Annotated in this window: 19 protein-coding genes and 4 tRNA genes; 10 read left to right on the top strand and 13 right to left on the bottom strand. The window is 66.8% G+C overall.

Going from position 1 to position 21,733, the window contains the following annotated elements; genetic code table 11:
* Positions 1-18 precede the first annotated feature (18 nt).
* From ispG to hemA, 3 genes are all read right to left on the bottom strand, one after another.
* Positions 19-1,152: a flavodoxin-dependent (E)-4-hydroxy-3-methylbut-2-enyl-diphosphate synthase gene (gene ispG / locus LOS8367_RS06735; protein ID WP_085895711.1), complete on the bottom strand. Its 1,134-nt coding sequence runs from the start codon at positions 1,150-1,152 to the stop codon at positions 19-21.
* Positions 1,153-1,201: 49 nt separating this feature from the next.
* A complete protein-coding gene (locus LOS8367_RS06730) occupies positions 1,202-2,485 on the bottom strand; it encodes a helix-turn-helix domain-containing protein (RefSeq protein ID WP_085895710.1) in 1,284 nt (427 codons plus the stop codon).
* Between the two features lie 123 nt (positions 2,486-2,608).
* On the bottom strand, positions 2,609-3,832 hold the full coding sequence (gene hemA / locus LOS8367_RS06725; protein ID WP_085895709.1) for a 5-aminolevulinate synthase: 1,224 nt from the start codon (positions 3,830-3,832) through the stop codon (positions 2,609-2,611).
* A gap of 208 nt (positions 3,833-4,040) precedes the next feature.
* Between hemA and LOS8367_RS06720 the strand changes: the two genes are divergently transcribed.
* Positions 4,041-5,423 (top strand): dipeptidase, encoded by a 1,383-nt coding sequence (locus LOS8367_RS06720; protein ID WP_085895708.1) that lies wholly within the window; start codon positions 4,041-4,043, stop codon positions 5,421-5,423.
* Positions 5,424-5,687: 264 nt separating this feature from the next.
* Here the strand turns inward: LOS8367_RS06720 and LOS8367_RS06715 are convergent.
* The 3 genes from LOS8367_RS06715 to LOS8367_RS06705 form a co-directional block, all read right to left on the bottom strand.
* Positions 5,688-5,764, bottom strand: a tRNA-Asp gene (locus tag LOS8367_RS06715).
* 34 nt (positions 5,765-5,798) lie between these two features.
* Positions 5,799-5,875: transfer RNA gene (locus LOS8367_RS06710), tRNA-Asp, on the bottom strand.
* A 138-nt stretch (positions 5,876-6,013) separates the two neighbouring features.
* The gene (locus LOS8367_RS06705; RefSeq protein WP_085895707.1) at positions 6,014-6,940 is read right to left on the bottom strand and encodes a pirin family protein; all 927 of its coding nucleotides are present in this window, start codon (positions 6,938-6,940) and stop codon (positions 6,014-6,016) included.
* Between the two features lie 470 nt (positions 6,941-7,410).
* Here LOS8367_RS06705 and LOS8367_RS06700 point away from each other — a divergent pair, with 470 nt between their 5' ends.
* Positions 7,411-9,426, top strand: a complete 2,016-nt coding sequence (locus LOS8367_RS06700; protein WP_085895706.1) for an FG-GAP repeat domain-containing protein — start codon at positions 7,411-7,413, stop codon at positions 9,424-9,426.
* A 30-nt stretch (positions 9,427-9,456) separates the two neighbouring features.
* Here LOS8367_RS06700 and LOS8367_RS06695 read toward each other — a convergent pair.
* The 3 genes from LOS8367_RS06695 to soxR all read right to left on the bottom strand — a co-directional run bounded on the left by LOS8367_RS06695 (position 9,457) and on the right by soxR (position 10,605).
* A tRNA-Val gene (locus LOS8367_RS06695) sits at positions 9,457-9,532 on the bottom strand.
* Between the two features lie 12 nt (positions 9,533-9,544).
* Complete coding sequence (locus tag LOS8367_RS06690; protein ID WP_085895705.1) at positions 9,545-10,141, bottom strand: histidine phosphatase family protein; 597 nt, start codon at positions 10,139-10,141, stop codon at positions 9,545-9,547.
* Positions 10,138-10,605 carry a redox-sensitive transcriptional activator SoxR gene (gene soxR, locus LOS8367_RS06685; protein ID WP_242665521.1) on the bottom strand — a complete coding sequence of 156 codons (468 nt, stop codon included), beginning with the start codon at positions 10,603-10,605 and terminating at the stop codon, positions 10,138-10,140. The genes LOS8367_RS06690 and soxR overlap by 4 nt, the downstream gene beginning before the upstream one ends.
* A 79-nt stretch (positions 10,606-10,684) precedes the next feature.
* Here soxR and LOS8367_RS06680 point away from each other — a divergent pair, with 79 nt between their 5' ends.
* Both LOS8367_RS06680 and LOS8367_RS06675 read left to right on the top strand, forming a co-directional pair.
* Positions 10,685-10,933: a hypothetical protein gene (locus LOS8367_RS06680; RefSeq protein WP_085895703.1), complete on the top strand. Its 249-nt coding sequence runs from the start codon at positions 10,685-10,687 to the stop codon at positions 10,931-10,933.
* A gap of 71 nt (positions 10,934-11,004) precedes the next feature.
* Positions 11,005-11,901 carry a 5'-methylthioadenosine/S-adenosylhomocysteine nucleosidase gene (locus tag LOS8367_RS06675; RefSeq protein WP_085895702.1) on the top strand — a complete coding sequence of 299 codons (897 nt, stop codon included), beginning with the start codon at positions 11,005-11,007 and terminating at the stop codon, positions 11,899-11,901.
* Positions 11,902-11,942: 41 nt separating this feature from the next.
* Here LOS8367_RS06675 and LOS8367_RS06670 read toward each other — a convergent pair.
* The 4 genes from LOS8367_RS06670 to tgt all read right to left on the bottom strand — a co-directional run bounded on the left by LOS8367_RS06670 (position 11,943) and on the right by tgt (position 17,379).
* A tRNA-Val gene (locus tag LOS8367_RS06670) sits at positions 11,943-12,017 on the bottom strand.
* A gap of 357 nt (positions 12,018-12,374) precedes the next feature.
* On the bottom strand, positions 12,375-14,789 hold the full coding sequence (gene lon, locus LOS8367_RS06665) for an endopeptidase La (RefSeq protein WP_085895903.1): 2,415 nt from the start codon (positions 14,787-14,789) through the stop codon (positions 12,375-12,377).
* Positions 14,790-14,980: 191 nt separating this feature from the next.
* The gene (locus LOS8367_RS06660) at positions 14,981-16,078 is read right to left on the bottom strand and encodes an alkene reductase (protein ID WP_085895701.1); all 1,098 of its coding nucleotides are present in this window, start codon (positions 16,076-16,078) and stop codon (positions 14,981-14,983) included.
* A gap of 176 nt (positions 16,079-16,254) precedes the next feature.
* Positions 16,255-17,379, bottom strand: a complete 1,125-nt coding sequence (gene tgt, locus LOS8367_RS06655) for a tRNA guanosine(34) transglycosylase Tgt (RefSeq protein WP_085895700.1) — start codon at positions 17,377-17,379, stop codon at positions 16,255-16,257.
* An 82-nt stretch (positions 17,380-17,461) separates the two neighbouring features.
* On the opposite strand from tgt, the gene LOS8367_RS06650 reads away from it, so the two are divergent.
* From LOS8367_RS06650 to LOS8367_RS06625, 6 genes are all read left to right on the top strand, one after another.
* A complete protein-coding gene (locus tag LOS8367_RS06650) occupies positions 17,462-17,782 on the top strand; it encodes an ArsR/SmtB family transcription factor (RefSeq protein WP_085895902.1) in 321 nt (106 codons plus the stop codon).
* Positions 17,779-18,453, top strand: a complete 675-nt coding sequence (locus tag LOS8367_RS06645; protein WP_085895699.1) for an aquaporin — start codon at positions 17,779-17,781, stop codon at positions 18,451-18,453. The genes LOS8367_RS06650 and LOS8367_RS06645 overlap by 4 nt, the downstream gene beginning before the upstream one ends.
* The gene (gene arsC / locus LOS8367_RS06640) at positions 18,450-18,872 is read left to right on the top strand and encodes an arsenate reductase (glutaredoxin) (protein ID WP_085895698.1); all 423 of its coding nucleotides are present in this window, start codon (positions 18,450-18,452) and stop codon (positions 18,870-18,872) included. The genes LOS8367_RS06645 and arsC overlap by 4 nt, the downstream gene beginning before the upstream one ends.
* Positions 18,873-19,130: 258 nt before the next feature.
* On the top strand, positions 19,131-19,487 hold the full coding sequence (locus tag LOS8367_RS06635) for an SUF system Fe-S cluster assembly protein (RefSeq protein ID WP_085895697.1): 357 nt from the start codon (positions 19,131-19,133) through the stop codon (positions 19,485-19,487).
* Positions 19,488-19,591: 104 nt separating this feature from the next.
* The gene (locus LOS8367_RS06630; protein WP_242665520.1) at positions 19,592-21,235 is read left to right on the top strand and encodes a mechanosensitive ion channel family protein; all 1,644 of its coding nucleotides are present in this window, start codon (positions 19,592-19,594) and stop codon (positions 21,233-21,235) included.
* Positions 21,236-21,298: 63 nt separating this feature from the next.
* The gene (locus tag LOS8367_RS06625) at positions 21,299-21,679 is read left to right on the top strand and encodes a HesB/IscA family protein (RefSeq protein WP_085895695.1); all 381 of its coding nucleotides are present in this window, start codon (positions 21,299-21,301) and stop codon (positions 21,677-21,679) included.
* The last annotated feature ends 54 nt before the right edge of the window (positions 21,680-21,733 follow it).

Below are 21,733 nucleotides of genomic sequence, written 5' to 3'. Positions count from 1 at the left end.
GCCGGACCTCGCGTCAAGCTACTCGGCGGCCTCGGCGGCGGCCTTGTCGCGGGCTTCGATCTCGGCCGCCTTTGCCTCGACCTGCTCGACGATGTGGTCGATCATCTGGTCGTTCGACATGCGGTGGCTCTGCTTGCCGGCGAGATAGACCATGCCGTTGCCGGCGCCGCCGCCGGTGAAACCGACATCGGTCATCAGCGCCTCGCCCGGCCCGTTGACCACGCAACCGATGATCGAAAGCGACATCGGCGTCTTCACGTGTTCGAGCCGCTTTTCCAGCGCCTCGACCGTCTTGATCACGTCGAAGCCCTGCCGCGCGCAGGAGGGGCAGGAGATGATGTTGACGCCGCGATGGCGCAGGCCGAGGGATTTCAGGATCTCGAAGCCGACCTTCACCTCCTCGACCGGATCGGCCGAGAGGCTGACGCGGATCGTGTCGCCGATTCCCATCCACAGCAAGTTGCCCATGCCGATGGCGGATTTGATGGTGCCCGACATCAGGCCGCCTGCCTCGGTGATGCCAAGGTGGATCGGCGCGTCGGTGGCATCGGCCAGCTGCTGGTAGGCGGCGGCGGCGAGGAACACGTCCGAGGCCTTTACCGAGATCTTGAACTCGTGGAAGTCATGATCCTGAAGCAGCTTGATGTGGTCGAGCCCGCTCTCGACCATCGCGGCGGGACAGGGCTCCGCGTATTTCTCGAGCAGGTGGCGCTCCAGCGAGCCCGCATTGACACCGATCCGGATCGAACAGCCGTGGTCCTTGGCGGCGCGCACCACCTCGGCCACCCGCTTGGCATCGCCGATATTGCCGGGGTTGATCCGCAGGCAGGCCGCGCCCGCCTCCGCTGCCTCGATCGCGCGCTTGTAGTGGAAATGGATGTCCGCGACGATCGGCACCGGGCTTTCCGCGCAGATCTCACGCAGGGCGCGGGTGCTGTCCTCGTCGGGCGTCGAGACCCGCACGATGTCGGCCCCGACATCGGCGGCGCGGATGATCTGGTCCAGCGTCGCCTTCACGTCGCTCGTGTCGGTGTTGGTCATCGTCTGGACCGAGATCGGCGCATCCCCCCCGACGGGAACGCGCCCCACCATGATCTGGCGCGACTTGCGGCGCTGGATCTCGCGCCAAGGCCGGACGGCGTGAAGGGACATGGGAAACCTCTCGCGGATCAGGGCCGCGAGGCGCGTGACCTGCGCGGCATCATTCGGTTGGCGCGGCCTCGGCGACCCGCACCAGCTTGGCCAGGTCGGAGTCGCTCTCCAGATCGGCAACCTGATAGCTGGCGGTGAGATTGTCCACCGACAAGGCTACGTTGGACGTCACGGTGCCGGCATCGCCGACGGGGCCGTAATGCTGTTCGCCCACGGCGAAGTAGACGGCACCGGATTCGCCGACCCGCAGCGTCGGTGCGTCTTCGAGCGCCGGCACCTCCCACGAATCGCCGCCGTTCATGATGCCCTCGTAAAGCGTGGTGCCATCGGCCGATTTCACCCGCACCCAAGCCGGGCGCACGGCGACCATCTTCACGGTCGGGGCCGGATCCTCGGTGACACGTACCGACGGTCCCTCGACCCCGGCCTCAGCCAAGGCAAGCTCGATATCCGGTATCGTGATCGTCGGCAGCTCGACGGCGTCAAGCGCGGCGAGCATCGGGCTTGGCCCTTCCGGGGTGGTGGTGGTTTCGTCCTGCGCGACCGCGACGGGAGCGTCCTGCCCCGGGCGACGTGGCTGGGTGACGAGGGCTGCAATCGGGCCGTCACGGGGCGTCATCACCGGCACGTCCAGCGCCTGCGGCCGGTAGAGACGGTCCAGCACCTCGGGCGCGGCGGGTGCCAAGGCAGCCAGCTCCGTCGTCGAAGCCTCGCCCGTCTCCGGACGACCGCCGCCGGCAAGGGGATCGACCTGCGCGAGAATCGTGGGCGTCTGCTCCACCGGAGCCAGCCGCACCTTCTGCACCTCCTGCAGGATCGACCAGCCGCCATAGCCGAGGCCACCCATCAGCAGCAGCAGCACGGCGACCGAACCCAGCGCACGCGGCTCGAAGCCGGCGAGGATACGCTCCGCCGGGGGCAGGAACGGCGTGGCGCTGTCGGAGAAGATGTCCTTGCCGAGGCTGGTGCTCTGGGCAGCCTTCTTCGGCCGCACCGTCGAGGCGGCGGCGGACATGCCATGCGCGGTGGTGAAACCGGATTCGCGGCAGAAGGTCTCGTAGGCGGTGTTGGGGTCCATGCCGAGATAGCGCGCATAGGAGCGCACATATCCCGCGATGAAGCCGGGCGTGTCGAAGGCAGTGGGATCGGAATTTTCAATCGCGGCGATATAAGCAGCCTTGATCTTCAGCTCGCGCTGCACGTCAAGCAGGCTCTTGCCCAAGGTCGCGCGTTCGCCGCGCATCAGATCGCCCAAGCGCAATTCGAAGGCATCGAAACCCTTGGTTTCGGCCTCCTCCGTAGCGTTTGCACGCCTGAAGCTCCGCCCGATCATATCGAGTGTTCCCGTTACTGCCCGCCCCCGGTTACCGACCGGGGCTGTGTCTGGGCACAACTCCCGGGAGGTCCTGAGGTTCATTCTAACATGGGGCGCGGGCTACCGCACCGGGAGATATGCTTAACCTGTCAATTCGGCGCGATTCAGCGCACAATGTGACCACAACCCATCCAAGGCGCGGACCAGCGCATCCATTTCGCGCGGACCGTGCAGCGGCGACGGCGTGAAGCGCAACCGCTCCGTGCCGCGCGGCACGGTGGGGAAGTTGATCGGCTGCACGTAGATGCCGTGATCGGCGAGCAGCATGTCGGAGATCACCTTGGTGTGCACCGGGTCGCCGACCATCAGCGGCACGATATGGCTGCCATGGTCGAGGATCGGCAGGCCGAGACCGCGCAGCCGGGTCTTGAGGATCTTCGCTTGGGTCTGGTGCTGGTCGCGCAGATCCTGATCGGTCTTGAGATGCGCGACGCTCGCGGCCGCCCCGGCCGCCACGGTGGGCGGCAGCGAGGTGGTGAAGATGAAGCCCGGCGCATATGAACGCACCGCATCGACCATCTTGGCCGAGGCCGCGACATAGCCGCCGAGCACGCCATAGGCCTTGCCCAGCGTACCGTTGATCATGTCGATCCGGTGCGCCAGCCGGTCACGCTCGGAGACGCCGCCGCCGCGGGGGCCGTACATGCCGACCGCGTGCACCTCGTCGAGATAGGTCAGCGCGCCGAATTCCTCGGCGAGATCGCAGATCTCGGCGATCGGGCCGAAATCGCCATCCATCGAGTAGATCGATTCGAAGGCGATCAGCTTCGGCACGTCGGGATCGTCGGCTTCGAGCAGCTCGCGCAGATGCGCGACGTCGTTGTGCCGGAAGATCCGCTTGGCACCGCCATTGCGGCGCACACCCTCGATCATACTCGCGTGGTTGAGCGAGTCGGAATAGATGATCAGCCCGGGAAACAGCCGCGGCAGCGTGGACAGGGTCGCGTCGTTGGCGATGTAGGCGGAGGTGAAGAGCAGCGCCGCCTCCTTGCCGTGGAGATCGGCCAGCTCGGCCTCGAGCCGCTTGTGATAGACCGTGGTGCCGGAGATGTTGCGCGTACCGCCCGAGCCCGCGCCGACGGCGTCGAGCGCCTCGTGCATGGCCGACAGGACCGCAGGGTGCTGCCCCATGCCGAGATAGTCGTTGCCGCACCAGACGGTCACCGGCGACTCGCTGCCATCCGGGCGATGCCAGGTGGCATGCGGGAACTGGCCCTTGTGGCGGGCGATGTCGATGAAGGTGCGGTAGCGGCCTTCGCTGTGGAGCTTGCCGATGGCGGCATCGAGCCCTGCTTCGTAATCCACGGGCATCTTTCCCCTTTTCGTCTGGTGGGGCGCGGCGCCCCGGCGTTTGGCCGTTGTCGTGCATATAGGCGGACTCACGCCCGGACAACACGCTACAATTTGCCGCCCCACCGCATATTGGCCCTGCGTCTTGTGCAAGGCCACCCCGGATGCTGGACAGTGCCGCAGAGCGCGGCCAGTCTGTCAGCCAATTATAGCAGGAGTTCCGATGACACTCGACCCCGTCTTGCGGCGTATAGACGCCGATCTCGAGGCCGCTACCATGCGACTGCTCGAACTGCTGCGCATTCCCTCGATCTCGACCGATCCGGCGCATCGCGCCGATTGCCGCGCCGCCGCCGGCTGGCTGGTCGAGGACCTGAAGTCGATCGGCTTCGAGGATGCCGCGCTACGCGACACGCCGGGCCACCCGATGGTCACCGGCAGCATGGGCGAAGGCGGGCCGCACCTGCTGTTCTATGGTCATTACGACGTGCAGCCGGCCGATCCGCTGGAGCTGTGGAAGACGCCGCCCTTCGAGCCCGCGGTCGAAGACACGCCCGCGGGCCGGGTGATCCGCGGCCGCGGCGCCAGCGACGACAAGGGCCAGCTGATGACCTTCGTCGAGGCCTGCCGCGCCTGGGTGGCGGTACATGGCAAGCTGCCCACGCGCGTGTCGATCCTGTTCGAGGGCGAGGAGGAATCCGGCTCGCCCTCGCTCGTGCCGTTCCTGCGCAGTCACGCCAACGAACTCAAGGCGGATCTGGCGCTGATCTGCGACACCGGGCTGTTCGACCGGGACACGCCGGCGATCACCACGATGCTGCGCGGCCTCGTGGGCGAAGAGGTGATCATCACCGGCCCCGACCGCGACCTGCATTCGGGCGCCTATGGCGGCCCGGCGGCGAACCCGATCAAGCTGCTGGCGCGGATCATCGCGGCGCTGCATGACGATCATGGCAGGGTCACCCTGCCCGGCTTCTACGAGGGCGTGCCGGAGATCACGCCCGAACTGCGCGCCCAATGGGAGGGCTTGGGCTTCGACGCCGGCGCCTTCCTCGGCGGCGTCGGGTTGAGCCAACCGGCGGGTGAGGCCGACCGCACCGCGCTCGAGATGATCTGGGCCCGGCCCACCTGCGAGGTGAACGGCATCGCCGGCGGCTATGCGGGCGCAGGCTTCAAGACCGTTCTGCCGAGCCAGGCCAGCGCCAAGATCAGCTTCCGCCTCGTGGGTCAGCAGGACCCGGAGGCGATCCGCGACGCGTTCCGTGCCCATGTCCGCGCGATGCTGCCGTCCGACTGCAAGGTCGAGTTCCACGGCCACGGTGCCGCCCCCGCCAGCGTCATGTCGACCGACGACCCGGCCTTCGAAACGGCGCGGCAGGCGCTCAGCGCCGAATGGCCGAACCCGGCTGCCTTCGTCGGCGCCGGCGGCTCGATCCCGATCGCGGGGTATTTCAAGACCGAGCTCGGCATGGATTCGATGCTGATGGGCTTCGCCAATGACGACGACCTGATTCACAGCCCGAACGAGAAATATGACCTGCGAAGCTTTCATAAGGGCATCCGGAGCTGGGCCCGGGTGCTGGCGGCGCTGTCTGAAGCTGGCTGACCGCGCAAGGCCCGACCGGCGCGCAGGATGGCGTGCCGGTCTACTTGCGTATTTGAAGTAAGATGAACCCAAAGGGGGCCAGAAGCTACGCCACCCAAGAGAGGCGAACGACGGACCGGAGTGCAGGCCCTTCATTCATCTTTCCGAGAATACGCAAAGTTTAGGGCTGGTACAGGAAGCTTTACCTGAACCTCCGGGCGCGCCCCGCCAGAAACGCAAACGGCCCCGCGCTCGGATGAGCGACGGGGCCGTCATGGCGTCTAGTGGCGCGGTTGACGGGGCTCGAACCCGCGACCCCCGGCGTGACAGGCCGGTACTCTAACCAACTGAGCTACAACCGCGCAAAAGGCTCGGAGCGTATGGGACGGACGAGAATGGCGCGGTTGACGGGGCTCGAACCCGCGACCCCCGGCGTGACAGGCCGGTACTCTAACCAACTGAGCTACAACCGCGCATCTCGTCGTCCGGCAGCGCCGAACGTGAGGCGGGTTCTAGGCACAGTGGCGGGGGGCGTCAAGCGCCGATCGGTGCAAAAATGGCCGCCGGACGAGATTGTCGGGCTGACCTCGGGGCAGCGCCCGCGCCCGTGGTCAGGGCAGAGGAATGTGTTCGCTCTCGCCCGGTGGCAGCCGGAACCGCCCATGCGTGAAATCGCCCGCCCGCCAAGCCTCCTTGGCGGCCTCGATCCGATCCCTCGAAGAGGCTACGAAGTTCCACCAGATATGGCGCGGCCCCGGCATCGTCGCACCGCCCAAGAGCGCGATCCGCGCACCGCCCGGTCCCGCGCGCAGCGACAGCCGGTCGCCGGGCCGGAACACCATCATCCGCCCTGCGGCGAAGCTCTGCCCCGCCACCTCGATGCTGCCGGAGAGCACATGCACGCCGCGATCCTCGTGATCGTCCGGCAGCGGCAACTGTGCGCCGGGCGCAAGCTCGGCGTCCGCATGGAACAGCTCGCCCGGCGCCGCGACCGGCGACACGGCCCCGTATGCGTTGCCCAGCATCAGCCGCAGACGCACCCCACCCTCCTCGATCACCGGCAGCCTGTCGGCACCCGCATGTTCGAAGCGGGCCGGCCCGTCTTCCATGGCATCGGGCAGCGCCAGCCAAGTCTGCAGCCCGAACATCCGCCCGCCCGCCGCACGCGCTTCGCCGTCGATACGCTCGGAATGGGTGATGCCCTGTCCGGCCACCATCAGGTTCACCGCGCCCGGGGCGATCCAGCTATCCGTGCCGAGGCTGTCGCGGTGATGGATCCGACCCTCCAGCAGGTAGGTGACGGTGGCCAGACCGATATGCGGGTGCGGCCGCACGTCGAATCCCTCGCCCTTCAGGAACTCGGCGGGGCCGACCTGATCGAAGAAGATGAACGGCCCGACCATCTGGCGGCGCGGCGCCGGCAGCGCCCGGCGCACTTCGAAGCCGCCCAGGTCGCGGGCGCGCGGCACGATGAGCGTCTCGATCACATCGGGATCGACGCTGGTGTCGAGCGGGTGAAAGCTGGGGATCTGGCTCATGCCGGCCTCCTGTCGATGACCCCAATATAGCAGCCCATGAACGATCGCGGCAGGACCACCGCCGCAGGGCGACTGTGCGGGATCGGAGAGACAGGTGACCCTTGCGAAGTAGGGAACAGGCCCACGCGCCGAACACCTGGACCGGAATTCGCGGCCAAGGGTAAGACGATGAATGAATCACGAAACTGTAACGGGCATCGCGGTCGGCTTTTTGGAACCTGAATTGCAACGAATTGAGAGCACTGAGGAAAATCGCGGAGTGAGGGAACGGCGAATTCTGGCTGGATCGGCATCAATCGCAGCCCTCTACATTCGATTAACGAATCAACCATCAAGTGTTAGTCTTTGCCGGTCGATCTGCGGGAAATCATCAACGAAACCCTTAAATCGCGAGTTCTCAGATGTTTAGTGATTTGCGAACGACTTCGACGGCATCCGACCTGACCGCGCTTCCGAAAGCCCAGATAGGCTTGGGCCGCACCGAGGCCGAAACCCTTACCATCGCGAAAGGTTTCGCGGTCAAATCAAACCCCCACCCCTCCAATGGAGCCTATCTCGAGGCGAAAAGCGGCGAGGCGAGCGCCAGCGGCGCTTTCGATGGCGGCGCCGGGTATTACGACCTCACGGTCGGATATTTCGACGAAACCGACGGCGTGTCGCAGATGGAGGTGCTGGTGAACGGCGCCATCGTCGACAGCTTCGAATGGAACGGCACCTCCGGAAACGAGAAATCGAGCCCCGCCAGCCGGGCGGAGTATCTCGTCGGGGATCTGTGGCTCGCGCCGGGAGACCTGATCACGCTGCGCGGCATGGGCGATGGCGGCGAGCCGCTGCGCACCGACTACATCGACATCGCGGTCGACACCTCACCGCCACCCAGCCGCGCTTTCGTGATCGAGGCCGAGGAGATGGAGATCGTGTCCGGCTTCAAGGTCGTGTCGAACGGCAAGGCCTCGGGGGACGCCTACCTTCAGCATGTGCGCCGCGGCACGGATGGCGACGCCGATGAGGCGCGCGCCGCCTATACCTTCGACCGGGCCGGCACCTTCGACATGACGATCGGCTACTTCGACGAGAGCGACGGCGTCTCATCGATGCGGGTCCTGCTGAACGGAGTCGAGATCGATCGCTTCGACTGGGACAGCAGGTCGGGCGGCAGGCGCGCCAACGAGCAAAGCCAGGCGGAAAGGGTGATTTCGAACCTGACCGTGGTAGAGGGGGATCGTCTCGAACTGGTGGGCAGAGGCGATGGCCGCGAGCCGCTGCGCACCGATTTCCTGCGCTTCGAACCCGGCACCGCCGCCCCCCGAGCGACGCCGGATCTGTGGTACGAGGATGAGGGCGAGGTGATCGTGGCGCTCAATGACGGCGCGGCCAACTTCACCGAACGCGGCACCGGCATCATGGTAGGCGACGCCGACATCCTGTCGGGCGATTTCGACGGCGACGGCGATCTCGATTTCCTGAAGGTGAACTCGAGCGGCGCCACCACCCCCGGCGGCGTGCCGGGCGATGCGCAATTTGACGTCTTCACGACCCTTTACGAGAATGACGGTGCGGGTTTCTTCACCGCCTCTACCAGCTCCATCGTGACCCTGACGCAGCCCTTCGACGATTTCCTCGACTTCGCCTTCAAAGCGCAAGACGCGGCCGACGTGGATGATGACGGCGATATCGACTTCGTCGCCACCGAGGCTTCGGGCCAATCGATCTTCCTGTTGCAAAACGACGGCGCGGGCAATTTCAGCCCGCTGTCGCGCAGCCCGGCGGATCTGCCCGAAGACGGCCGGGCCCTGCTCGGCGACTTCGATGGCAACCCGTTTCTCGACGTGGTGGCGCTGACCGATGCCGACACCGTCGGGGTGGGCATCTTCCTCAATGACGGCACCGGGGCCCTGACCTTCCGGGACAGCAGCTCGCCCGGCGCTGAGAGCTATGGGGACGGCCAGGTCATCGATCTGGACGGCGACGGCGACAACGACGTGGCCTTCGCCGCCAGCGGCGAGGGGCGCGGCATCTGGGCATTCATCAATGACGGCACCGGGATGAGCGTAGCTACCTTTCCGAACTTCTCCGATGTCGACGAAACTGGCCTGATCGGCTCCTTCGAAGCGGGGGATTTCGATGCCGACGCCGGGATCGAGGTGCTGAGCGCCGGGGCGGTCGACCCGAGTTCGGGCGTCGCGCCGGGCTTGCGGGTCTTCGATGTGGTGACGACCGGGACCGACACGGCGTTCGTGCTGAAATCCTTTGACCCCACAATCGAGGGACTCTTGGTGGCGCATGCCGATTTCGACCTCGACGGCGACAACGACGCGCTCATCGTGCCGCGCGATGCCGCCTCGGAGATGACGCTGCTGCTCAATGACGGGGATGCCAGCTTCACCTCGGCCGGGGTCGTGATCCCGCCCTTCTCCACATCGGAGTTCTCCTTCGCCCCGATCGTGAACGTCGCCCATATCGACGAAACCCTCGTCTTGGTCTGAGCAGAGCGGCGGGCGAACGTGGCAAGGGGATGGTGGGTGGTGAGGGGCTCGAACCCCCGACATCTTCGGTGTAAACGAAGCGCTCTACCAACTGAGCTAACCACCCGCGTGGGCCGGTTTAGCCGCCCCCATCGCCAACTGCAAGCGGTGCGGCGAGCCGATCGTGTCGCCCCCGCGAGATCCGGAACACCACCCCCTGCCCCCCTGGCAGCCGCGCCAGATCGGCGCGACTGCCGCCCGTAGCGATGGTGCGCAGCACGCGCGAGGTCATGCCATGGGTGACGAGCACGCTGGGGCCATCGAGCCCGGCGAGCAGATCGGCGCAGCGCGCCCAGAGCGCGGCAAAACCCTCGCCGCGCGGCGCACGGGCGTAGAAGTCTATGAAATGCTCGCCCGGCGGCCCGGGCCAGCGCGCGTCGATCTCGGCCCGGTCGAGCCCGGACCAGTCGCCCATCGCGATCTCGCGCAGCCGCGGTTCGGGCTGCGGTGCCGTGCCGAAGGCGAGCCGCGCGGTTTCGACGGCGCGGCCCTGCGGCGAGGACAGGATGCGGTGCGTCGCCGGACCGACGCCGCGCGCGGCCAGCATCCGGCCCATCGCGCGGGCCTGCGCCCGTCCGGTTTCGGTGAGCGGCGAATCGAGACCGCCCTGCATCCGGCGCATGGCGTTCCACTCGGTCTCGCCATGCCGCATCACGTAGATCTCGGGTATCGTCACGCGCGCTCTCCTGCCGTGCCGGTCCAGCGTCGCGGGCCGGGTCCGGACCGGCCCAGCCGGTCCTGCGCATTGTAGAGCGGGCAGCTGTCGAGCGACAGGCAGCCGCAGCCGATGCAATGCCCCATCTGGTCGCGCAGCCGCGTCATCAAAGCGATGCGCTCGTCGAGCATCGCGCGCCATGGCGCCGCCGCCTCGGCCCAGTCCTGGGCCGAGACGGCACGGTCGCGCGGCAGCCGGTCGAGCACCTCGCGGATCTCCGACAGTGACACCCCCACCGCCTGCGCCACCTTGATGATCGCCACGCGGCGCAGCTCTCGCCGGTCGTAGCGACGATGATTGGCCGGGTTGCGCCAGCTGCGGATCAGCCCCTCGGCCTCGTAGAAATGCAGCGTCGACACCGGCACCCCGGCGCGCGCCGCCATCTGGCCGATGCTGAGATCGGAGGGAACGGGAGAGCGTGACATGGCGCTTGACCTCAACCTTACTTGAGGTCGCAGATTGCGGGCTCCGAGACGGAATCACAAGAGCCGAGGAGCCCTGTCCATGACCACCTTCCCGCTACGCCCCCGCCCTTCCCTTCGCCGCCTGCTGGCATGGTTCTCGACGCCGAAGCGGGCGCATGACCCACTCGATGACGCGCTGTGCGCGGAGCTTCAGTCGATGCGCCACGAGACGCAGCTGCTGCGACTGCGGGAGCTGCGCCGCAACCCGCATCTGGCCCGCGACATGGGGTTCGAGCCCGATGCCGATCCCTGCCCGCCCCGTGTCGGGCCGGGCGGAACGCTGCTGTAAACGGCATCGGCTCTGGACGCGCGGGGGCCGGCCGCCGTAGCTGGGGTCGACCGATCAGCAGCGGAGTGCGCATGACCCATTTTCCCATCGATGTTCCGCCCGCCGCGCGGGCCATCCCCCGCGCCGGAACGGCGCCGGACGACCGGCCGCGCGTCGCGGTGGTCACCGCCTTCGCCCCCGAGATCGCGATCCTCGAAACCGCGCTGGAAGGCGCCGAAACGCGGCGCATCGGTCCCGCGACCTACATCACCGGCAGGCTCGAAGGGCGTGAGGTGGTGCTGTTCCTGTCGGGCATCTCGATGGTCAATGCCGCGATGAGCACGCAGGCGGCGCTTGACCATTTCAACGTCACCTCGATCCTGTTCTCGGGGATCGCCGGCGGCGTCGACCCCGGCCTCGGCATCGGCGACGTGGTGGTGCCCGCACGCTGGGGCCATTTCCTCGAAGGAGCTTTCGCGCGCGAAACGGAAGCGGGCTATGCCCTGCCCGGCTGGATGAGCGCACCGGTCGCGAATTTCGGAATGATGCATACCTGCCCGGTCGGCGTGGTGGCGCCGGGGGCGGATGCGCCGCAGGGCCGGTTCTGGTTCGACACCGACCCGATGCTCCTCGAACTGGCCGAGGCCGCCGCGGCCGAGGTCGATCTCTTGGGCTGCGACGCCGAGGCGACCCCGCCCCGGGTGGTGATCGGCGGCAACGGCATCTCCGGCCCGGTCTTCATGGACAACGCCCAATTCCGCGAGCACGCCCATGCCAGCTTCGAGGCGCGTGTGCTCGACATGGAGAGCGCGGGCGTGGCGCAGGTGGCTTATGCCAACGGCGTGGCCTTCGTCGCCTTCCGCTCGCTGTCCGACCTCGCCGGCGGCGGAGGCGACGAGAACGAGATGGTACGCTTCATGTCGGTGGCGGCCGAGAACTCTGCGCGGCTGATGCGCGCGGTGCTGGCGCGGCTGCCGGTATCCCTCTGAAACGCAAAAGGCGCGCCCCGTCGGGCGCGCCTTCCGTAACATGGTGGGTGATAAGGGATTTGAACCCCTGACATCTTCGATGTGAACGAAGCGCTCTACCACTGAGCTAATCACCCGTTGGCGCGTCATTTAGCGGTCCCGGCCATGGGGCGCAAGACCTCCTTCGCGGCAATTTCGCCTCGGGTGGAAATTCATACGCCCCTGCGGGCCAAGGCACGGTTGCCGGCTCGAAGGACGACCTAGGAACCGCGACCACCGATGACATGCTGAATCCCCCATGGCTCCTCGTTCGTCCGATCGAGGAGCTTCCCGCCATCGCTTCCCGCTCGCCGAGCGATCGTGCCGGTGACAGCGAGGCCGGGCACGAGATGGCGGCCATCAAGGAACGCGGCCACTGGGCCTGCCTAGCGATGCTAGAGGGGAACCGGTCCCGCCATGCGAAAAGGGCGCCCCGCAGGGCGCCCTTTCCTCGTTCAGTGATGGGCCGCGGTGCCCGCAGAGCCGTCGCGGCTTTCGAGCGCGCGAGCGGCGGCGGCGGCTTCCTCCGCCTCCTCGTCCCACTCAATCGGCTCGGGCTGGCGCACGAGCGCGTGCTTGAGCACTTCGGAGACGTGGCTAACCGGGATGATCTCAAGGCCCTTCTTCACCACTTCCGGGATCTCGGCGAGATCCTTCTCGTTCTCCTCGGGGATCAGCACCGTCGTGATGCCGCCCCTAAGCGCCGCGAGCAGTTTCTCCTTGAGGCCGCCGATCGGCATGGCATTGCCACGCAAGCTCACCTCGCCGGTCATCGCGATGTCCTTGCGGATCGGGATGCCGGTCAGCACCGAGACGATCGAGGTGACCATCGCAAGGCCGGCCGAGGGGCCGTCCTTCGGGGTCGCCCCGTCGGGCACGTGGACGTGGATGTCCATGCGGTCGAAGCGCGGCGGCTTGACGCCGATCTGGGGCGCGATCGATCGGACATAGCTCGACGCCGCCTCGATCGATTCCTTCATCACATCACCGAGCTTGCCGGTGGTCTTCATCCGGCCCTTGCCCGGCAGCTTGAGCGCCTCGATGTGCAGCAGGTCGCCGCCCACGGAGGTCCATGCCAGACCCGTGACCACGCCCACCTGATCCTCCTTCTCGGCCAGCCCGTAGCGGAACTGCTTCACGCCGAGGAAGTCATCCAGGTTCTCGGGCGTCACCTCGACGGTCTCGACCTCCTTGCGGACGATCTTGGTCACCGCCTTGCGGGCGATCTTCGACAGCTCGCGTTCGAGGTTCCGCACGCCGGCTTCGCGGGTATAGGTGCGCACCATCTCGGTGAGCGCCGCGTCGTCGATCGAGAACTCCTTCTCCTTCAGACCGTGGTTCTTGAGAACCTTGGGCAGCAGGTGCTGGCGCGCGATCTCGCGCTTCTCTTCCTCGGTGTAGCCCGCGAGGGAGATGATCTCCATGCGGTCCAGAAGCGGCCCCGGCATGTTGTAGGAGTTCGCCGTGGTCAGGAACATCACGTTCGACAGGTCGTATTCGACCTCGAGGTAATGATCCGCGAAGGTGCCGTTCTGCTCGGGGTCGAGCACCTCGAGCATCGCGCTCGCCGGGTCGCCGCGGAAGTCCTGGCCCATCTTGTCGATCTCGTCCAAGAGGATCAGCGGGTTCGAGGTCTTGGCCTTCTTCAGCGCCTGGATGATCTTTCCCGGCATGGAGCCGATATAGGTCCGGCGGTGGCCGCGGATCTCGCTCTCGTCGCGCACGCCACCGAGCGAGATGCGGATGAACTCGCGCCCCGTGGCCTTGGCGACCGATTTGCCCAGAGAGGTTTTGCCGACGCCCGGAGGGCCGACGAGGCACATGATCGGCCCCTTCAGCTTCTTCGAGCGCTGCTGAACGGCGAGATACTCGACGATCCGCTCTTTGACCTTCTCGAGACCGAAATGGTCGTCGTCGAGCACCTTCTGCGCGAGCTTCAGGTCCTTCTTGGTCTTGGACGGGTTGTTCCACGGGATCGAGAGCAGCCAGTCGAGATAGTTGCGCACGACGGTGGCCTCGGCCGACATCGGGCTCATGTTCTTGAGCTTCTTGATCTCGGCCTCGGCCTTTTCGCGGGCCTCGTCCGAAAGCTTGGTCTCCTCGACGCGCTTCTCCAGCTCGGCGACCTCGTTGCCGCCATCCTCGCCGTCGCCCAGCTCCTTCTGAATGGCCTTCATCTGCTCATTCAGATAGTACTCGCGCTGGGTCTTCTCCATCTGGCTCTTGACGCGGGTCTTGATTTTCTTCTCGACCTGCAGAACCGACATCTCGCCCTGCATCAGGCCATAAACCTTCTCGAGCCGCTCGCCGATGTCGAGCGTCTCCAGGAGATCCTGCTTCTGCTTCACGTCGATGCCGAGATGACCCGCGACGAGGTCGGCGAGCTTGGCTGGGTCGGTCGCCTCGGTGACGGCCGAGAGCGCCTCTTCGGGGATGTTCTTGCGGATCTTCGAATAGCGCTCGAACTCCTGCGCGACGCTCTGCACCAGCGCGGCCACGATGTCGCGGTCGCCGGGCATCTCGGTCAGGTACTCGGCCTTCGCCTCGAAGAAGCTGTCATTCTCGATGAACTCGGCGATGCGCACCCGCGACTTGCCCTCGACGAGCACCTTCACGGTGCCGTCGGGCAGTTTCAGCAACTGCAGCACGTTGGCCAGCACGCCCGCCTTGTAGATGCCCTCGGAAGTCGGCTCGTCGACGCCGGGGTCGACCTGGGACGACAGCAGGATCTGCTTGTCGTCGGCCATGACCTCCTCGAGCGCGCGCACCGACTTCTCGCGGCCCACGAAGAGCGGCACGATCATGTGCGGGAACACCACGATGTCGCGCAGAGGCAGCACCGGGTAGGAGGGGCTGAGGGGCTCTTGCATGCTCATTGTATCCTTGTTCTTGGCAAGACGGTCTGGCCCCGCTGTGCGGCAGCCGCAAGGCCGTCTCCTGTCCGGGATCTTACTTGGGTGAACAGACCGGTCAGTTCAAGCGCGTGTCGCGCGGCTCTCGCGGCAATGTGCCCCGGAGCGGGCGGACGGGCAAGGCGGATCGCCCTGCCCGTCCCCGGTTGTCAGGCGGCTTTCTGCTCGGCGAGCGTCGGGTAGTCGAGATACCCCTCGATGCCGCCGCCGTAATAGGTCGACTGGTCGCCCTCGTTCAGCTCGGCATCGATCTCGAGACGATGCGCCAGATCGGGGTTGGCGATATAGGGCCGACCGAAGGCCACGAAATCCGCCTGCCCGCTCTCGACCACGCGGATCGCGGTGTCGCGCCCGTAACCCGCATTGGCGATATAGGCGCCGTCGAACAGCTCGCGCAGCCGCGCGGTCTGCTGGCCGAGTTCCTGGTCGAGATCGCCCTGCGTGCCTGGCTCCACCATGTGGATATAGGCGATGCCGCGGCGGCTCAGCTCGGGGATCAGGTAGGAATAGACAGTCATCGGGTCGCTGTCCTTCAGCCCGGCCACTTCGATCAGCGGCGACAGGCGGATACCGGTGCGGCCCGCGCCGTAGACCTCCGTGACGGCATCGACCACCTCAAGGATCAGCCGCGCACGGTTTTCCGGGCTGCCACCATAGGCGTCGTCGCGCTTGTTGGCGCCGTCACGAATGAACTGGTCGAGCAGGTAGCCGTTGGCGGCGTGGATCTCGACCATGTCGAAGCCCGCCTCCTTGGCATTCTGGGCGGCCCGGCGATAGTCATCGACCAGTCGCGGCATCTCGTCGAGCTCCAGAGCGCGCGGCTCGGAAACGTCGACGAAGCCCTCCTCGGTCACGGTCTGTGCCTCGGCCTTGATCGCCGAGGGCGCGACCGGCTTCTGGCCGCCTTCTTGCAGCGAGACATGACTGATCCGGCCGACATGCCACAGCTGCAGCGCGATCTTGCCGCCCTCGCCATGCACGGCGTTAACGACCTTCTTCCAGCCGTCGATCTGCTCGCGGCTGTAGATGCCCGGGGTCTGGATATAGCCCTTGCCCTCCGGGGTGATCTGCGTGGCCTCGGTGATGATGAGACCCGCCTCGGCGCGCTGGCGGTAATATTCGACATGGATGTCGTAGGGCGCGTCGCCCTGCTTGCTGGCGCGATTGCGGGTGAGCGGCGCCATCAGCACGCGGTTCTTCAGCGCGACATCGCCGAGCTTGCCGGGGGTGAAAAGCTTGTCGGTCATTCTTCGGTCCTTTCCGAACGGATTGGAGCCGAACTATGCCGTCGCCGCGCCGCCGCAAGACGGGGGCGATGCGCGGTGTGCTGTGCGCCGTTGCACGCCCCCGGGCGGGAACCGGACGCCGCATGGCGCGGCGCCGAGTTACCTCGTTCTGAAACTTCGCGAATTCCCGTGGGACCTCAGAGCGGTTCGATGTCCCCTTCGGCGCGCAGCGCGTGAAACCGGGTTTCGAAGCTCGCGAAATCGCCCGCCGCGATCGCCGCTCGCATGTCGCCCATCAGCTCCTGATAGTAGTGCAGGTTGTGCCAGGTCAGCAGCATGCCCGCGATCATCTCCTGGCTGCGCACCACGTGATGCAGGTAGGCCCGGCTGTAGTTGCGGCAGGCGGGACAGCCGCAAGCCTCGTCGAGAGGACGCGGATCGTCGGCATGGCGGGCGTTGCGCATGTTGACCTGACCGCGCCGGGTCCAGGCCTGGCCGGTGCGGCCCGAGCGCGAGGGCAGCACGCAATCCATCATGTCGATGCCGCGCTTTACCGCGCCGACGATGTCGTCGGGCTTGCCCACCCCCATCAGGTAGCGCGGCTTGTCTTCGGGCAGCTGCGCGGGCGCGTAGTCGAGGCAGCCGAACATCGCCTCCTGCCCCTCGCCCACCGCGAGACCGCCCACGGCATAGCCCTCGAAGCCGATCTCCTTGAGCGCCTCGGCGCTTTCCTCGCGCAGGTCGCGCTCCAGCCCGCCCTGCTGGATGCCGAACAGTGCGTGACCGGGCCGGTCGCCGAAGGCGTCGCGCGACCGCTGCGCCCAGCGCATCGACAGCCGCATGGATTCCGCGATGCGGGTCCGATCGGCAGGCAGCGCCGGGCATTCGTCGAAGGCCATGACGATGTCCGAGCCGAGGAGCTTCTGGATCTCCATCGACCGCTCGGGCGTGATCTCGTGCTTGGAGCCGTCGATATGGCTCTTGAAGGTCACGCCGCGCTCGGTGAGCTTGCGCAGCGAGGCGAGGCTCATCACCTGGAAGCCACCCGAATCCGTGAGGATCGGTCGGTCCCAGTTCATGAATTTGTGCAAGCCTCCGAGCCGGTCGATCCGTTCGGCCGAGGGGCGCAGCATCAGGTGATAGGTGTTGCCCAAGAGGATGTCGGCGCCGGTCTGGCGGACGCTTTCGGGCATCATCGCCTTCACGGTGGCGGCGGTGCCGACCGGCATGAAGGCGGGCGTGCGGATCTCGCCCCTCGGGGTGGAGATGACCCCGGTGCGGGCGGCGCCGTCGGTGGCGTTCAGGGAAAAGGAAAAGCTCATGGCGCAGCCGATAGCCTCCAATGGCGCGCCGCGCAATCGACATGGCTTGACCGGCCGCCATTGCATCGATAATTCCAGATACATGGAACAGACAGACGCCATCACGGCCTTCGCCGCCCTCGCCCAGCCCACGCGGCTCGATGCCTTCCGCCTGCTAGTGAAGGCGGGACCGGACGGTATGGCGGCGGGCGAGATCGCTGACGCCTTGGGCGCGCGGCAGAACACCATGTCGGCCAACCTGTCGGTGCTGCACGCGGCCGGGCTGGTCGAGAGCCGCCGCGAGGGGCGTTCGATCCGCTATTTCGCGGCGATGGGCCGCGTCGGCGCGCTGGTCGATTTCCTCGTCGAGGATTGCTGCGGCGGCAGGCCCGATCTCTGCCCGCCCGTGGGGGACTGCGCATGAGCCTTTCGCGCCGCCTCTTCGCCGAAGCGCTGGGCACGGGGCTTCTGGTCTGTGCGGTGATCGGATCGGGCATCATGGCCGAGAGCCTCACGCCGGACGTGGCGCTGGCGCTCTTGGGCAATACCCTGCCCACCGGTGCGATCCTCGTGGTGCTGATCACCATTCTCGGGCCGGTCTCGGGGGCGCATTTCAATCCGGCGGTGACGCTGGCCTTCGCCGTGCGCCGGCAGGCACCATGGGGCGAGGTCGCGCCCTACATCCTCGCGCAGGTGGCGGGCGGCATCGCCGGCGCGGCGCTGGCGCATGGCATGTTCGATCTGCCGGTGCTGCAGACCGCGACCAAGATCCGCACCGGCGGGCCGCAATGGCTGGCCGAGGCGGTGGCGACCTTCGGCCTCGTCTTCACCATTTTCGCCGGCATCCGGCAGGCGCCTGCCGCGATCCCGTGGCTGGTTGGCCTCTACATCACCGCCGCCTACTGGTTCACCGCATCCACCAGCTTTGCCAACCCCGCCGTCGCCATCGCGCGCAGCTTCACCGACACCTTCTCGGGCATCCGGCCTTTCGACCTACCCGGCTTCGTGGCGGCGCAGATCATCGGCGCGCTGATCGGCGTGGCGGTGGCGGCATGGCTCTTCGCCCCGGACCGCCCACAGGAGCAGACAGCATGAGCATCCTCATCCATCACAACCCCGCCTGCGGCACCTCCCGCAACGTGCTGGAACTGATCCGCGCCTCGGGCACCGAACCGGTCGTGATCGAATATCTCCAGACCGGCTGGACCAGGCCGCAGCTCCTCGCGCTTTTCGCCGCCGCCGGGCTGACCCCGCGCGCCGCGCTCAGGACCTCCAAATCCCCCGCCGCCGAACTGGGGCTTCTGGACGAGAGCGTCGATGACGAAACGCTGCTCGACGCGATGATCGCGCATCCAGTGCTGGTCAACCGCCCCATCGTCGCCTCCCCCAAGGGGGTGCGCCTGTGCCGCCCCTCGGAGACGGTACTCGACCTGCTCGACCGCCTGCCGCCGGGCCCGCTCTTCAAGGAGGACGGCTCCGCGGTGATCGACGCCGAGGGGCGCCGGGTGGGATGAAGCCCCCGAAGACAACGCAGATAAGGCGTCGGGATTTGCGTATTTGAAGAAAGATGAAGGAGGGGGCCCCGCGCCGGATCCGCCTCGGCGCCCCTCCCCCGTTCATCTTCCAGGCAAATACGCATGGCGCACCGGTCCGGCCGCCTCGCGTCGGTGGCAACAAGGCCGCACCCTTTACCCCGCCCCCTGCTTTTCCTATATGATCGCTCAGGTATCGGCGCCGCCAAAGCGCGCCCCGCTCCAGCCCAAGGACAGCCCATGCCCGACACCCAACTCGAAGGCACGCCGCTGATCGCGCCCTCCTCGACCGACCACGCACTCTACGATCAGGTGGTCGAGGCCTGCCGCTCGGTCTACGACCCCGAGATCCCGGTGAACATCTACGATCTCGGCCTCGTCTACACGGTCCATATCGACGAGGAGAACGCGGTGAACATCAAGATGTCGCTCACCGCGCCGGGCTGTCCCGTCGCCGGCGAGATGCCGGGCTGGGTTGCCGATGCCGTGGGCGCGGTGCCGGGCGTGAAGCAGGTCGATGTCGATCTGGTCTGGGAGCCGCAATGGGGCATGGAGATGATGTCCGACGAGGCGCGGCTGGAGCTTGGCTTCATGTAATCGGGACCCGGCGGGCCTCCTTGCCCGCCCTGCCCGTCAGGGCGGCCATCGGAACCGCTGCCGCTGCCCCCGGTTGGGTCCGCGATATCGCGGGAGACCCGACCTTGCCCATAAAGACCTTGATCGCCGCCTGCGCCCTGCTGGTCTGGCTACCCGTCGCCGTGTTGGCGCAGGACACCTCCGTCTTCGAGGTCGACACGCTGAACGAGGGGCTGCCTCCCCCGCCAGACAGGCTCGATCGCTCGACCCCGCAATCGAGCATGGAAGCACTGTTCGAGTTGATCGAGGCGCATGAGTACGAGACGGCAGCGCATCTGTTGAACTTGGTCGACGTCCCGCCCGAGGAACAGGTGGAGCGCGGCGCGCGGCTCGCCGCCGACTTGGTCGAGGTGCTCGACCGCATCGCGGTCATCAACTGGACCGCGCTGCTTGAGCGGCCCGACGCGCTCGACGCCAATGCCAGCGCCGAAAGCCCGGTCGCGGGTCAGCCGCAACGTTCGATCCTGATCGACGTGGTCGAACTCGGCAATCGCGCGGTGGCGATCCGGCTGAACCGGCTGAAGCCCGGCGATGCTGATCCGGTCTGGGTCTTCTCGCGCCAGACCGTGGCGAATATCCCGGCGCTACACGCGATTTATGGACCCACTCGCTTCGAGGAGGAGATGCCCGAGGCTTGGCGCGAGCATGCCTTCTGGGGGCTGAGGTGGTGGGAACTGGTCGCCTTCCCCGCGATGCTGCTGCTGGTCGGGGCCGCCGGCTGGACCACCGGGCGGCTGCAGGCCGCGCTGGCCAGCCGCGCCAAGGGACGGCTGGTCACCGATTTTCTGCGCGCCACGAGAATGCCGATCATCCTCGCGATCTGCTCGGGTCTGACGGCGGTGTTGAGCCATTCGCTGTTCATGTTCTCGGGCCGGATCAACAGCGTGCTGGTGCCGCTGATCGCGCTGGGCTTCACCGCCGCCGCGCTGATCTTCGTGATGAACGGCATCGACGCGGTGCTGAACCGGGTCGTGCCCTTCGACGACGACACGCTGTCGGAGCCGCGTATGGAGAACCGGCGCAACCTCGCCACGCGGATCGCAGCATGGCGGCGGGTGCTGATCATCGCCATCGTGCTGATCGGCGGCGCGATCGTACTGGCCGAGGCACAGTTCTTCGGCAGCCTCGGCCTTTCGATCCTGGCCTCTGCCGGGGCGCTGACGCTGCTGATCGGTTTTGCCGCGAGGCACATCCTCGGCAACATCCTTGCCAGTCTACAGATCGCGATGAACCGCTCGGCCAAGATCGGCGACAAGCTCGAATTTCGCGGCCATATCGTCACCGTGGAGCGGATCAACTTCACCTATGTGCAGCTGCTCGACTGGACCGGGGTGCGGCTGATCGTACCGGTCTCGGAGTTCGTGGCCGAGCCGTTCGAGAACTGGACCATGCGGACGCCCTCGATGATCCGCACCATTAAGATCAAGCTGGCGCATGACGCCGAGGTGCAGCCGCTGCGCGACGCCTTCTTCGAGATCATCGACGATCAGGACCCCGACGAGGTGCAGGCGCGCGACCAGCACTTCGTGATGGTGGCCGATCAAGACGTCTTCGGCCAGGAGGTCTGGTTCTGCCTCGCCTGCGCCAAGGCCGATACCGCATGGACGCTGTCCTGCCAGGTGCGCGAGGCGCTTCTGGAGCGGGCGCGGGCGCGGGCGGCCGATGGATATGCGGTGTTTCCGCAGGTGAATCCGGCCGAAGCCGCCTGAGCCCTGCTTGAGACGGCGCGGCCGGGGCCTTATGTTGATGGGTGCCAATCCAGGAGGCCACAGATGTTTTCGATCCCCGGCAAGCAGGCCGTCAGCATTTCCCCCGCTGCCGCGCGGCAGATCGCCCGTCTCATGGAGAAGGGTGGTCATGCGGGGCTGCGCATCGGCCTCAAGAAGGGCGGCTGCGCGGGCATGGAATACACGATGGACTATGTCGACGAGGCCGATCCCAACGACGAGACGGTCGAGCAGGACGGCGCACGGGTGATGATCGCGCCGATGGCGCAGATGTTCCTGTTCGGCACCGAGATCGACTACGAGACGTCGCTGCTCGAAAGCGGCTTCAAGTTCCGCAATCCGAATGTCGAGGATGCCTGCGGCTGCGGCGAATCGATCAAGTTCAAGGATGTGAACGAGCTGGCCGCGGAGCGCCGCAACGGCTGAGCACCGGATCGCCAGAGCTTGGGGGGCCGGTTCCGAGGGGGACCGGCCCCTCGG

It is taken from the genome of Limimaricola soesokkakensis, assembly GCF_900172345.1.
GTDB classification, from domain to species: Bacteria; Pseudomonadota; Alphaproteobacteria; order Rhodobacterales; family Rhodobacteraceae; genus Limimaricola; species Limimaricola soesokkakensis.
The sequence above is the reverse complement of the archived record's forward strand: the minus strand, read 5'-3'. Positions and strand labels throughout refer to the sequence as shown.